Here is a 13,267-nt window from a genome sequence, read left to right as displayed (position 1 = left end):
AAAGAACGGGCCGTGATGGTCGAGTCGTGTCGGTTGCGTGCGCGGTCGGTATTCGCCGGTACCCGGGCGCTGCCATCGTGAACGAGACCGCTCGCTACGCGCTGTTGATCTTGTTCTCCAGCGCACTCGGTTTGGTTGCGGTGCTGGCGAATCGACTGACCGAGCGAGTCAAGATTCCCGTGCCGCTGCTCGTGCTGGTCGGAGCCGCCGTCGCGGTGCACGCCGTGCCCGCGGTGCAGCCCCCGTCCGAACGGATCGTCGAACGGGTGATCACCATCGCGTTGGTGTTGGTGTTGTTCGACGGCGGCATGCACATCGGGCCCGCCCGCTTCCGCGCGGCGGCCGTACCGATCCTGTCGGTGGGCGTCCTGGGCACCGCCCTCACCGCGGCCGGGGCTGCGCTAGTGCTGCACTACGCATGTGGGATCGGCTGGTTTCCCGCGGTGCTCGTGGCTACCGCCGTGGCCCCGACCGATCCGGCCGTGGTTTTCTCCGTTCTGGGCAAACGCGAGATCAGCGGTCGCAGCGGCACCATCCTCGAGGGCGAGTCGGGTACCAATGATCCGGTCGGCATCTCCTTGATGTCCAGCCTGATCGCTGCCGGCGGTCTCAGCGCGGCCGGATTTGCCAGCGTGGGAACACAATTCGCCCTCCAGATGGCGGTCGGCCTGGCCGTTGGGGTGCTCGGCGGCCGTGTCCTACTCGTTTTCATGCGCCGCGTTGCGTTGCCGAGCGAAGGTCTTTACTCGCTACGAACGTTGGCATCCTGTCTGATGCTGTACGGCATTGCCACGCTTGCGCACGGCTCGGGATTTCTGGCCGTGTTCGTAGCCGGCATCGTGATCGGCGACGCGCGTGCCCCCTACAAGCCGGAGATCAAGCGATTCCATGCCGCCCTGGCCGGCCTGGCGGAAATCGTCGCATTCGCCGTTCTGGGTTTGACCGTCGACCTGAGTGTCCTTGGCCATCCCGATGTATGGGTTACCGGGCTCGTCCTCGCGGTGGCCCTGACCGTGCTGATTCGGCCGTTGACGGTGGGCTCCTGCCTGGTCCCCGTCCGATTGCAGCGAAACGAACGCACCTTCGTTCTTTTCGCCGGGCTCAAGGGCGCAGTACCCATCCTGCTGGGCGAGTTCCTGCGCGCCGCCCACCTCGCCGACGCCGAACGCCTGTACGGCGTCGTGATCATCGTCGTCGTCTTCTCAGTGCTGGTGCAGGGCAGCTCGGTGCCTGGTGTCGCCAGGCTGCTGCACCTGCCCATGCGCACTGTGGAGACCCGGCCATGGCAGATCGGTGTGCGACTCGCCGACGAACCGCAGGGTGTCCACCGCTTCAGCGTCGCGGCCGGTTCTGTGGCCGAGCGTTCCACGGTTGAGGGTCTCGGCGACCGTGTCGGTGACATATGGGTGAGCATCGTGGTCCGCACCACTGGCCTCGTACCGGTGCGGGGCGACACCGAACTCGAGTCCGGGGACGAGGTCGTCATCCTGGCAGATCCCGAACTCCATGACACCCTGGCCGAACTGTTCGGCCCCGCACAGGAGCGGTGAACGGCTGCCGCGTCGCCTGTTGTACTCGCGGGCGCTGCGTAGACTGACTGGATGCTGGAACAGATCCGCGGGCCCGCTGATCTGCAGCACCTTTCCCAACACGAACTTCGCGAGCTGGCCGCCGAGATTCGCGAGTTCCTGATTCACAAGGTCGCTGCCACCGGGGGGCACCTGGGGCCCAATCTGGGCGTGGTGGAGCTGACGCTCGCGCTGCACCGGGTATTCGACTCACCGCACGATCCGATCATCTTCGACACCGGCCATCAGGCCTACGTGCACAAGATGCTGACGGGCCGTTCCCTCGAATTCGAGAGCCTGCGCAAGAAGGGTGGACTGTCCGGGTACCCGTCGCGCGCCGAGAGCGAGCACGACTGGGTCGAGTCCAGCCACGCCAGCGCGTCGCTGTCCTACGCCGACGGCCTGGCCAAGGCTTTCGAACTGAGCGGGCATCGCAATCGCCACGTGGTGGCGGTGGTCGGCGACGGCGCGCTCACCGGCGGCATGTGCTGGGAGGCGCTGAACAACATCGCCGCCTCGGGCCGCCCGGTCATCATCGTGGTCAACGACAACGGCCGCAGTTATGCCCCGACGATCGGCGGTGTCGCCGACCATCTCGCCTCGCTGCGGCTGCAGCCGGCGTACGAACAGGCCCTGGAGAAGGGCCGCGACGCGCTGCGCTCGTTGCCACTGGTCGGCAAGATCGCCTACCGCGTCATGCACAGCGTCAAGGCCGGCATCAAGGACTCGCTGTCACCGCAGCTGATGTTCACCGACCTGGGTCTGAAGTACGTGGGCCCGGTCGACGGGCACGACGAACGCGCGGTCGAGGCGGCGCTGCGGCACGCCCGCGGCTTCGGGCGCCCGGTGATCGTGCACGTGGTGACCCGCAAGGGGATGGGCTTCGCACCGGCCGAGGACGACGAAGCCGAGCAGATGCATTCCTGCGGCGTCATCGACCCGGTCACCGGACAGGCGACCAAGGTCGCCGGACCCGGCTGGACGGCGACGTTCTCCGACGCCCTCATCGGCTACGCCAGGAAGCGCCGCGACATCGTGGCCATCACCGCCGCCATGCCCGGCCCGACGGGGCTGACCCCGTTCGGGCAGCAGTTCCCGGACCGCTTGTTCGACGTCGGCATCGCCGAACAACACGCGATGACGTCGGCCGCCGGCCTTGCCATGGGGGGCATGCACCCGGTGGTGGCCATCTATTCGACGTTCCTCAACCGGGCCTTCGACCAGATCATGATGGACGTGGCGCTGCACAAGCTGCCGGTCACCATGGTGCTCGACCGGGCCGGCATCACAGGTTCGGACGGCGCCAGCCACAACGGCATGTGGGACATGTCGATGCTGGGCATCGTGCCGGGAATGCGGGTTGCCGCACCCCGGGACGCCACCCGCCTGCGCGAGGAACTCGGTGAGGCACTGGAGGTCGACGACGGTCCCACGGCCCTGCGCTTCCCCAAAGGCGATGTGGGCGAAGACATCCCGGCGATCGAGCGCCGCGGATCGGGCATCGCGGCCGTCGACGTGCTCGCGGTCCCGGCCGGCGGGTGCAACCACGACGTGCTGCTGATCGGTGTCGGCGCCTTCGCGCCGATGGCACTGGCGGTGGCCGGGCGACTGCAGGACCAGGGGATCGGCGTCACGGTCATCGACCCCCGCTGGGTGCTGCCGGTTTCGGAGGGCGTCCTGGAACTGGCGGCCCACCACAAGCTCGTCGTCACGTGCGAGGACAACGGGGTCAACGGCGGGGTGGGCTCGGCGGTGTCCGCCGCCCTGCGCCGCGCCGAGATCGACGTCCCGTGCCGCGACGTCGGGCTGCCGCAGCGGTTCTACGAGCACGCCTCGCGCGGTGAGCTGCTGTCGGAGCTGGCGCTGACCGACCAGGACGTGGCGCGCCGCATCACCGGCTGGGTCGCGGCGCTGGGCAGCGGCGTCACCGAAGCGGAGATCCGCGAGCACCTCGACTGAGCGGCGCTCGGGACTAGTCGTCCTGGGCGCCCTCGGAATCCGCCGACGGCGCCTGCAGCGCCCGGGCCAGAACAGGATCCACCAGTTCCCGTTGCCACGGGCGGGCCTGTCCGGCGCGCAAGAAATTCTCGACGGCGTCCAACGGGTCAGGCGCGGGCATCCAGTCCCAACACAGCCGTCGCACCAGGTCCGGTGACACCAGGTTCTCCGTGGGGACGTGGACTTGCTCGGAGACCTCGGACAGCGCCGAGCGGGCGGCCTCCAGCCGGGCGGCGGCCTCCGGTTTGCGCCTGCTCCACCGCGCGGGCGGCGGCGGACCGTTCGGCGGCTCGCTGTCGGCGGGCGGGTTCTTGGTTCGCCGGGCCTCGTCCAGCGCCGCCAGCCACGTCGCGGCGCTGCGCCGCTGGTTGCGCCCACCGAACACGGGCAGAGCGACGAGTTCCTCGACGGTCGTGGGGTTGGCTAGGGCCGCATCGATGATCGCGGAGTCGGGAAGGATGCGGCGCGGCGCGATGTCGCGGCGCTGCGCGATCCGGTCGCGCGTCAACCACAATTCGCGGACCGCGGCCAGGCCACGCCGATCGCGCACCCGATGGATGCCCGACGTTCGCCGCCACCGCTCCCGCCGCGTCGCGGCACCGGGATCCTTGAACCCCGCGTCGCGCAGGTAGTCGAATTCCTGTGCGGCCCAATCGGATTTGCCCTGCTCGGCCAGGACGTCGGCCATCGCGGCGCGAAGCTCGATGAGCAATTCCACATCCAGGGCAGCATAGTTGAGCCATTCGGCGGGCAGGGGGCGCTTGGACCAGTCGGCCGCGCCGTGGCCCTTGGCCAGCCCGAAGCCGAGCAGCCGCTCGACCATCGTCGCCAGGTTCACCCGTTCGAACCCGGCCAGCCGGCCGGCGAGTTCGGTGTCATACAGCGCCGGCGGCCGCATGCCCACCTCCGCCAAACACGGCAGGTCCTGGTCGGCGGAGTGCAGGATCCATTCGTCGTTGTTCAGCACCTCGGCCACCGGGCGCAGAACCTCGAGCGGGTCGGCGCCGTGGCCCACCGGATCGATCAGCACGGTGCCGGACCCGGCCCGCCGGATCTGGATCAGGTAGGCCCGGTTGGAATAGCGAAAACCCGAGGCCCGCTCGGCGTCCACCGCGAAGGGCCCGTGCCCACGGTCCAGTCGCTGCGCGGCGGCCTCGATCTCGCGGACGCTCACCGAGATGGGCGGGACGCCTTCGGCCGGATGCGGCAGCGGGGTGGGGGCGGGGTCGGAGCCCACGTCGCCGGGCTCGCTGCCGCCCGGCCCGTCGGCCGACGGTTCGCCCATGCTAGGCGCGTGACCGCGAGCTCAGGTCGGTGACTCCCGCGGGTGGTAGGCCCGCGGCGTGTTCCAATACCTCGCAGAACGCCTCGACATGCCCACCGACCGCGGGCGACGTCGCGGTCCATGACGCGCGCAGCTCGAGCTGGTGGGCGCGCGGCGGCCCGGAGATGTCTCCGTAGCGGACGGATGTGGTGGCGGTGACGGTGCCGCCCAGGGCGACGACTTCTTCCATACGTGACTCCAGTGCCTCGACTAGCCAGCTCCACGCTACTTCGGGCAGCAGCGGGTCGACCGCCTCACTGGGGTCAAGGTCGGCCTGGATGTAGGCGACCATGCGAATTGTGCCGTCCCATGCGTCGGCCCCTTCGGGGTCGTACAGCAGGATCAACCGTCCGAAGGCGTCGCCGTCGGACCGCTCCGGAATGATGTCGCGATCGGGATGTTTGACCTCGGCGCCCAGGGCGTAACTGTGGGGAGCCAAGCGTTGCGGCGGCCGGATGGGACCCAACTCGATCTCCGGCCGCACGACGACGGCGTTCATCGCCGCCACCGCTTCGCGGAATGGGGCCGGTTCGGATGGGGTCACTTGGCGCCGCTCCTGTTCATCCCGACCGTTCTGCGTCGGCACGGCTCGGGTCACAGGGATCGACGGTAGACCTACTGCCCGACACGCCGCGACAGGCGCGCCGGGTTTCAAACCCGCCGCGACCAAGCCGTTACCAGGCCTCCACCAAAGCTATATGTGCAGCTCAGACCGCGGTCAGCGGGTAAAACGCGCCTGGCGTTTCTCGCGGTGTGCGGCCAGGCCTTCCTGCACGTCGGGCCCGCTGAAACTGAGGAATTCCAGGCCCACCGAGGCCTCGAAGGTGGGTCCCATCATGCGATACCAGTGGTTGAGGCTGCGCTTGGTCCACTGGATCGCGTTCTGCGCGCCCTGCGCCAGGTTCTCGGCGATGCCGGTGGCGGTGGACAGCACGTCGTCATCGTCGACGCAGACCGACACCAGCCCGATCCGCTCGGCTTCCTCGCCCAGCAGCGTCTCGCACGTCAGCAGGTAGTACTTCGCCTTGGCCATGCCGACCAGCAGCGGCCAGCAGATGGCGGCGTGGTCGCCGGCCGCCACACCGAGCTTGGTGTGCCCGTCGATGAGCTTCGCGGTCCGGCCCGCCACCGAGATGTCGGCGAGCAGGGCCACCACCAGACCCGCGCCCACCGCCGGCCCGCGGATCGCCGACACGATGGGCGTGTCGCAGTCGATGATGTTGTGCACCAGGTCGCGGGCTTCGCGCATGATGCGGATGCGGCCCTCGTAGTCGTTGATCGTCTCGTCGATCAGGTCGAAACTGCCGCCGGAGGAGAAGGCCCGGCCTTCACCGCGCACCAGCACGGCGCGGACAGCGGGATCGCGGCCGATCACCGGCCAGATGTCGGCAAGGTCGCGATGCATCTGCGGCCCCACCGAATTCAGCCCGGGCGAGTCGAGAACCAGGGTCAGCACGCCGTTCTCACCGAGCTCGCAGCGCAGGCTTCCGAACTCGTCGTAACTCGCTGGGGGCTGACTTACTGGCATCACCGAGCTCCTGACGTTCAAACGGTCGCGGTCGTTGATAGTACGCAGCGGCGTGCGGTGTTCTCCGGTCATGGCAGCATTGGGACTGATGAGTACTCGCCGCGACCTTCCCGAGTCGCCGTATCTCGCGGCCGTGACCGGCCGCAAACCCAACCGGGTCCCGGTGTGGTTCATGCGGCAGGCAGGTCGTTCGCTGCCCGAATACCGGGCGCTGCGGGCCCAGACCGACATGCTGTCGGCCTGCTTCGACGCCGAGCTGGTCTGCGAGATCACCCTGCAGCCGGTGCGCCGCCACGACGTCGACGCGGCGATCTTGTTCTCCGACATCGTGGTGCCGCTGCTCGGTGCCGGCATCGACCTGGACATCGTCGCCGGGGTCGGGCCGGTCATCGAGTCGCCGGTCCGCACCGGCGCCGACGTAGCGGCGATCAAACCCCTTGAGCGGCAACGTGTTCAGCCGATATCGGATGCGGTGTCACTGCTGGTGTCCGCGCTCGGGGACGTCCCGCTGATCGGCTTCGCGGGTGCCCCGTTCACCTTGGCGTCCTATCTGATCGAGGGCGGTCCCAGCCGGCACCACGCGCGCACCAAAGCGATGATGTTGGCCGAGCCGGACACCTGGCATGCGCTGATGGAGAAGCTGACCGCGATTACCGTGGGCTTCTTGCGGGTGCAGCTGGAGGCCGGGGTGGACGCCATTCAGGTGTTCGACTCGTGGGCCGGGGCGCTGTCCCTGGCGAACTACCGCGCCTATGTGCAGCCGCACAGTGCCCGGGTGTTCGCCGCGCTGGCCGACTACGGCGTGCCGATGACCCACTTCGGGGTCGGCACTGCCGAACTGCTGGGCGCCATGTCGTCGGTCGGTGCGAATGTGGTGGGCGTGGATTGGCGAACGTCGCTGGCCGACGCGGCCACCCGCGTGCAGCCCGGTACGGCGTTGCAGGGCAACCTCGATCCGGTGGTGGTGTTGGCGGGCTGGCCGGTGGTGGAGCGCGCGGCACGCGCCGTCGTGGACGACGGCAGGCGGGCGATCGACGCCGGCGCCGCCGGTCACGTTTTCAACCTCGGCCACGGCGTGCTGCCCGAAACGGATCCCGGCGTGTTGACCAACCTGGTGTCGCTGGTCCACTCCCTATGAGCTCCCCTTCGTATTGTGTTGTGGGGGGCGGTATTTCGGGCCTGACGGCGGCCTATCGGCTCCGCGTGGCCGCCGGCGACGAGGCGGCGATCACGCTCTTGGATCCGGGAGACAAGCTCGGCGGGGCCCTGCGCACCGAGGTGGTCGGCGGGGTGCCGATGGATCTGGGCGCCGAGGCTTTCGTACTGCGTCGCCCCGAGCTGCCCGCGCTGTTGAGCGAGCTGAATCTTTCTGAGCGCCAGAGGGTTTCGACCGGCGCTCGCCCGCTGATCTACAGCCGGCACGAGTTGCGCCCGCTGCCCGCCGGCACCGTGGTCGGCATTCCGTCGTCGGCGAAGTCGATGGCGGGACTCGTCGACAAGGAAACGGTCGCGCGCATCGAGGCCGAACCCGCCCGTCCGCTGGCGTGGGAACCGGGCAGCGACCCCGCGGTGGCCGACCTGGTGGGTGAGCGATTCGGCGACCAGGTGGTGTCCCGGTCGGTCGATCCGTTGCTGAGCGGGGTCTACGCGGGTTCGGCGGCCACCATCGGGCTGCGCGCGGCCGCGCCGACGGTGGCTGCGGCGCTGGACCGCGGCGCCACCAGCCTGACGGACGCCGTGGGACGGGCGCTGCCGCCGGCCACCGGAGCGCCGGTATTCGGGTCGCTGGAGGGCGGTTACCGGGTGCTGACCGATGAGCTGATCGCGCGCGCTCGGCCGCGCTGGGTGCGCGCCGCGGTGTCGCGGCTCGAGCCCGCCGACGGCGGCTGGTCGGTGATCGACGATGCCGGCGCTCGCCGGCCCGCCGATGCGGTGATCCTGGCCGTGCCGGCGGGGGAGTGCTGCCGCCTGCTCGCCCAGATCGCGCCGCGCAGCGTTGCCGCCGCGAAGCGCATCAGCAGCGCGTCGTCGGTGGTCATGGCGCTGGCCGTGCCGGGCGATACCGCGTTCCCGGGATGTTCGGGCGTGCTGGTGGCCACCGGCGAGCGGTTGCGGGCCAAGGCCATCACGCTGTCGTCGCGCAAGTGGGGTGCCGCCGGTGACTTACAGCTGCTGCGGCTGTCTTTCGGCCGGTTCGGCGACCGCGTGGCGGCCGATACCTCCGACGAGGAGCTGCTGAGCTGGGCGCTGGGCGACCTGGCCACCGTGTTCGGGCTGACCATCGACCCCGTCGACGTCCGCATCCAGCGCTGGATCGACGCGATGCCGCAGTATGGGCCCGGCCATGCCGATCTGGTCGCTGAGGTGCGCGCGGGACTGCCCCCGACGCTCGCGGTGGCGGGCAGCTACCTCGACGGCATCGGCGTGCCGGCCTGTGTCGGCGCGGCAGGGCGCGCGGTCGAGCGTGTGATCAGGGCCATCGGAGACTTGGACGCGCAGGTGGCACGATAGGTTCCATGGCCAAGCTCGACTACGACTCGCTCAACTCCACGATCCGCTACCTGATGTTCTCGGTGTTCTCCGTCGAGCCGGGTGAGCTCGGTGACCAGCGCGACGACGTCATCGACGAAGCGGCGACGTTCTTCAAGCAGCAGGAGGAACGTGGCGTCGTGGTGCGCGGCCTGTACGACGTCGCGGGCCTGCGGGCCGACGCCGACTTCATGATCTGGACCCACGCCGAACGCGTCGAGGCGCTGCAGGCCACCTACGCCGATTTCCGGCGCACCACGGCGTTGGGGCGGGCCAGCTCGCCGGTGTGGAGCAGTGTGGCGTTGCATCGGCCGGCCGAGTTCAACAAGAGCCACATCCCGGCGTTCCTGGCCGGTGAGGAACCCGGCGCGTATATTTGCGTGTATCCCTTTGTGCGGTCCTATGAGTGGTACCTGCTGCCCGACGAGGAACGCCGCCGCATGCTCGCCGAACACGGCATGGCCGCGCGCGAATACAAGGACGTCCGCGCGAACACGGTCCCGGCGTTCGCGCTGGGCGACTACGAATGGCTGCTGGCCTTCGAGGCTCCCGAACTGCACCGCATCGTCGACCTGATGCGGGAACTACGCGCCACCGACGCTCGCCGGCACACCCGAGAGGAGACGCCGTTCTTCACCGGGCCCCGGGTTGCGGTCGAGCAGCTGGTGAACGCGCTGCCATGACCGCGCGGCGACGATGCAGAGCGAAGCGATGAGAAGCGGCGCCAAATGACAACGCCATTCGATCCGACCGATCCGACCCGCTTCGAGGAGATGTACCGCGACCAGCGGACATCGCACGGCCTGCCGGCCGCCACGCCGTGGGACATCGGCGGCCCGCAGCCGGTGGTCCAGCAGCTCGTCGCGCTCGGTGCCATCCGGGGTGAGGTGCTCGACCCGGGTACCGGCCCGGGCCATCACGCCATCTACTACGCGTCGAAGGGCTATTCGGCGACCGGCATCGACGGCTCGGCAGGCGCCATCGAGCGGGCCCGGCAGAACGCCCAAAAGGCCGGGGTCTCGGTCAATTTCGAGCTGGCCGACGCGACGAAGCTGGACGGTTTCGACGGCCGGTTCGACACGGTCGTCGACTGCGCCTTCTACCACACCTTCAGCACCGAGGCCGAGCTGCGCCGGTCCTATGTGCAGGCGCTGCACCGCGCCACCAAGCCGGGCGCGCGGCTGTACATGTTCGAGTTCGGCGAACACAACGTCAACGGATTCAAGATGCTGCGGTCGTTGTCCGAGAAGGACTTTCGCGATGTGCTTCCGGACGGGGGCTGGGAGATCACGTATCTGGGCACCACCACCTATCGGGTCAACGTCAGCGCCGAGTCCATCGAGGCGATGGCCAAGCGCAACCCGGACATGGCCGATCAGGCGGAGAAGTTGCTGGAGCGCTTCCGGGTGATCGAGCCGTGGCTCGAAGGTGAGCGGGCTCACGCCCCGTTCTGGGAGGTGCACGCCACGCGGGTGGACTGACGAGAGGGCTGACAGCCCACGTCCCACCTGTACGCAGGCATTGCACGTCACGACACGTAAACGTCTGTGACGACACGCCGACACGTGTCGCAGTGGTTTATGTCTGGCGGATCCGCGCGGCGGGCGGGGGCGTCTTTAGTGCGTGGAAGAGGTGTTCAGAGGCAGCGAGGCTGTGCGCCGGGGAAGCCTGAGCCCATATCAGCTGCGGACTCAGTTCCGTGCGATCTATCCCGACATCTATCTGTCGGGCGACGCCGCACCGCCGTTGCGATCGCGATGTGTTGCAGCATGGCTGTGGTCGGGCCGGCGCGCCCTGATCGCTGGGCTGGCCGCGGCGAAGTTGCACGGGTCGAATTGGATCGACGACGACGAACCCATCGAGTTGATCTGGCGTAACCCGCATCCTCCGGTGGGCGTGATCACCCGCAATCACCGAGTTGAGCCGGACGAAATCACCCGTATCGCGGGACTGCCGGTGACCACTTCGGCGAGAACGGCCTACGACCTGGCCAGGCAGCTCCCCAGGGGCGAGGCGGTGGCCCGACTCGACGCGCTGATGCGCGCGACACCGTTTGACCTCGAGCAGGTGTCGCTGCTGGTGGAGCGGTACCCGCGCGCGCGGGGGCTGCGACGCCTACGCACGGCACTGCCGCTCGTCGATCCCGGTGCCGCGTCGCCCAAGGAGACTTGGCTGCGTCTGCTACTGGTCGACGCCGGGCTGCCCCCACCGGAGACGCAGGTACCCGTGAACGAGAACTGGCGAACGGTTGGCGTGCTCGACATGGCTTGGGAGAGATACAAAGTGGCCGCCGAGTATGACGGTGATCATCACCGCGCCGACCGTCGTCAGTACGCCCGAGACCAGTGGCGGGTGCGCAAGCTGGAACAACTCGGCTGGATTGTCGTCCGGGTGATCGCCGAGGACAAACCCGAAGGCGTGGTGCGACGCGTGCGCGACGCCCTCATCCGTCGAGGTTGCCGCCAGATATAAAGCGTTGCGATCAGCCTCGGCGTGTCGTCACAACTGGTTATGTGTCGCGGAACAAGGCCCCCGGGCTAGCTCCCCGTCGGCACCAGCCGCAGCGAGACCGAGTTGATGCAGTAGCGCTGATCCGTCGGCGTCCGGTAGCCCTCGCCGGCGAACACGTGACCCAGGTGGCTGTGGCAGTTCGCGCACAGCACCTCGGTGCGCGTGGTACCCATGGAATGGTCCGGCCGCAGGATCACCGCGTCGGACTTCGCCGGGTCGAAGAACGACGGCCAGCCGCAGTGCGACTCGAATTTCTCTGTGCTGCGGAACAATTCGGCGCCGCAGGCCCGGCACTGGTAGACGCCCTCGGTTTTGGTGTCGGTGTATTCACCGGTGAAGGGTCGCTCGGTGCCGGCCTGGCGCAGCACGTGGAATTCTTCCGGGGAAAGTTTCTTGCGCCACTCGTCGTCGCTGAGTTGCACTTTGGGCCGCGACACATCGGGGGAGGTCATACGTCCACGCTAGCTCGAAAGGCGGTGACCCGCCGCCTCAGGCGAGTCCTCGAACACCGCGTCGCGCTCGGGCCCGTCGTTCAGCCACGCGGGATCGATGCCGTCTTCCAGCCGGTTCTCGGCTTTGGCGTCCAGGTACCGGAAGAGCAGCATGGTGAAGGCGACGATCAGTAGGAGCGACCAGCCGTACGTGATCTTGAGGTAGTGCAGCGCGCGGCCGTACCTCATGTACTTGTAGATCAGCCAGTCGTCCAGCGCCATGAAGCCATAGATCCCGAGCCAGGCCGGCCAGTTGCGGATCAGCGAATTACGCAGCACCACCGTCATCAAGAACGGGAACAGCATCATCGAGTAGTAGCCCTGGGCCAGTGACGACACCAAAAACGACCACAGCAGCAGCACGCCCGACGAGCTGGTGAACCAGAACAACGGGTCTCGGGTGCGGTAGTAGCGGTACAGCAGCCACATCGCACCGATCATGAGCAGGGTGAATAGGATTCGCATGAACACGATCAGCCAGGTGGGCAGGCCGAAGTAGACGCCGTTGCCCTCGACGGAACTGTTGAAATAATCCCGGGTGCCCAGGAAGTAGGGCACCGTTTTCGTGACGAAGTCCATGGGATCGCTCACCAATGGCCATGCCGCCACGTTGACGACGACGGGGACCGCGATGGCCGGCACCAGCGTCCGCCACTGGCGGTTCAGCAGCGGCAGCAACAGCAGCGGGCCCAGCACCGGTTTGAGCGTGAGCGTCAGGCCGATCACCAAGCCGGCCCACCATTGGCGTCCGACCCTCCCGTCCAGCAGCCACCGGAAGAACAGCACCTCCGCCAGCAACACACAGCCGTTGATGTTCGTGAACACCAACGTGCTGGTGACGCTCTCCGTGCAGAACATGGCCAGCAACAGGGCGGGCGCCGCCACCGAAGCCAGCGTGTATTTGAACATCCGCAGCAGCAGATACCAGGCGATCAAGATGGCCACCGTGTTGATCAGGATGAACAGGTAGCGCGACGGCGTGAAGGGCAGGTATCCGAACGGCGCCATCAACAGCGTGCCGCCCGGCGGGTACAGGTAGTGCGGGTCGACGTAGTCGAAGTGCTCGTTGTAGATGTCCCAGCCGTGGCGGAAGTTGAGGACAGCGCGGTACACCGGTTTGAAGTCGTCGGTGATGTTGCCGTTGAGGGTGAGGATGATGCTGCGGTGCAGCACCGACATGATGGCCACCGGCCACAGCGCCATCCGCAGCACGGTCGATGTGCTCAGCGGGCCGGTGCGGGGGCGAAAGGCGGCCAGGGTCCAGTCCTGCAAGCCGGTTCGGGTCGATTCAGCTGCCGTCACCAGCGCACCGTACACC

The 13,267-nt window shown here is 68.2% G+C and carries 12 protein-coding genes; 7 read left to right on the top strand and 5 right to left on the bottom strand.

Going from position 1 to position 13,267, the window contains the following annotated elements:
- Positions 1-77 precede the first annotated feature (77 nt).
- Positions 78-1,550, top strand: coding sequence for a cation:proton antiporter domain-containing protein (locus AC5Y4H_RS09850; RefSeq protein ID WP_499980893.1), 1,473 nt, complete (start codon positions 78-80; stop codon positions 1,548-1,550).
- Positions 1,551-1,601: 51 nt separating this feature from the next.
- Positions 1,602-3,527, top strand: a complete 1,926-nt coding sequence (dxs, locus tag AC5Y4H_RS09845) for a 1-deoxy-D-xylulose-5-phosphate synthase (protein ID WP_499980891.1) — start codon at positions 1,602-1,604, stop codon at positions 3,525-3,527.
- 13 nt (positions 3,528-3,540) lie between these two features.
- On the opposite strand, the gene AC5Y4H_RS09840 is transcribed toward dxs, so the two are convergent.
- From AC5Y4H_RS09840 to AC5Y4H_RS09830, 3 genes are all read right to left on the bottom strand, one after another.
- Positions 3,541-4,851: an HRDC domain-containing protein gene (locus tag AC5Y4H_RS09840; protein WP_499980886.1), complete on the bottom strand. Its 1,311-nt coding sequence runs from the start codon at positions 4,849-4,851 to the stop codon at positions 3,541-3,543.
- 1 nt (position 4,852) lies between these two features.
- The gene (locus AC5Y4H_RS09835) at positions 4,853-5,389 is read right to left on the bottom strand and encodes a DUF3000 domain-containing protein (protein ID WP_499981247.1); all 537 of its coding nucleotides are present in this window, start codon (positions 5,387-5,389) and stop codon (positions 4,853-4,855) included.
- Between the two features lie 219 nt (positions 5,390-5,608).
- Positions 5,609-6,418 carry an enoyl-CoA hydratase/isomerase family protein gene (locus tag AC5Y4H_RS09830; protein ID WP_499980885.1) on the bottom strand — a complete coding sequence of 270 codons (810 nt, stop codon included), beginning with the start codon at positions 6,416-6,418 and terminating at the stop codon, positions 5,609-5,611.
- 88 nt (positions 6,419-6,506) lie between these two features.
- On the opposite strand from AC5Y4H_RS09830, the gene hemE reads away from it, so the two are divergent.
- The 5 genes from hemE to AC5Y4H_RS09805 all read left to right on the top strand — a co-directional run bounded on the left by hemE (position 6,507) and on the right by AC5Y4H_RS09805 (position 11,419).
- Complete coding sequence (gene hemE, locus AC5Y4H_RS09825) at positions 6,507-7,556, top strand: uroporphyrinogen decarboxylase (protein ID WP_499980882.1); 1,050 nt, start codon at positions 6,507-6,509, stop codon at positions 7,554-7,556.
- Entirely contained in the window at positions 7,553-8,929 is a 1,377-nt protein-coding gene (locus AC5Y4H_RS09820) for a protoporphyrinogen oxidase (RefSeq protein WP_499980879.1), read from the top strand. The genes hemE and AC5Y4H_RS09820 overlap by 4 nt, the downstream gene beginning before the upstream one ends.
- A 5-nt stretch (positions 8,930-8,934) precedes the next feature.
- Positions 8,935-9,630: a hydrogen peroxide-dependent heme synthase gene (gene hemQ / locus AC5Y4H_RS09815; protein WP_499980877.1), complete on the top strand. Its 696-nt coding sequence runs from the start codon at positions 8,935-8,937 to the stop codon at positions 9,628-9,630.
- 45 nt (positions 9,631-9,675) lie between these two features.
- The gene (locus tag AC5Y4H_RS09810) at positions 9,676-10,428 is read left to right on the top strand and encodes a class I SAM-dependent methyltransferase (RefSeq protein WP_499980873.1); all 753 of its coding nucleotides are present in this window, start codon (positions 9,676-9,678) and stop codon (positions 10,426-10,428) included.
- Positions 10,429-10,570: 142 nt separating this feature from the next.
- Positions 10,571-11,419 carry an endonuclease domain-containing protein gene (locus tag AC5Y4H_RS09805; protein ID WP_499980870.1) on the top strand — a complete coding sequence of 283 codons (849 nt, stop codon included), beginning with the start codon at positions 10,571-10,573 and terminating at the stop codon, positions 11,417-11,419.
- Between the two features lie 65 nt (positions 11,420-11,484).
- Here AC5Y4H_RS09805 and msrB read toward each other — a convergent pair whose 3' ends face one another.
- Positions 11,485-11,895, bottom strand: a complete 411-nt coding sequence (gene msrB, locus AC5Y4H_RS09800) for a peptide-methionine (R)-S-oxide reductase MsrB (RefSeq protein ID WP_499981244.1) — start codon at positions 11,893-11,895, stop codon at positions 11,485-11,487.
- A gap of 24 nt (positions 11,896-11,919) precedes the next feature.
- Positions 11,920-13,266, bottom strand: a complete 1,347-nt coding sequence (aftC, locus tag AC5Y4H_RS09795; RefSeq protein WP_499980865.1) for an arabinofuranan 3-O-arabinosyltransferase — start codon at positions 13,264-13,266, stop codon at positions 11,920-11,922.
- Position 13,267 lies beyond the last annotated feature (1 nt).

The organism is Mycobacterium sp. NGS58, assembly GCF_059812385.1.
This window is presented reverse-complemented; position numbering and strand designations above follow the sequence as displayed.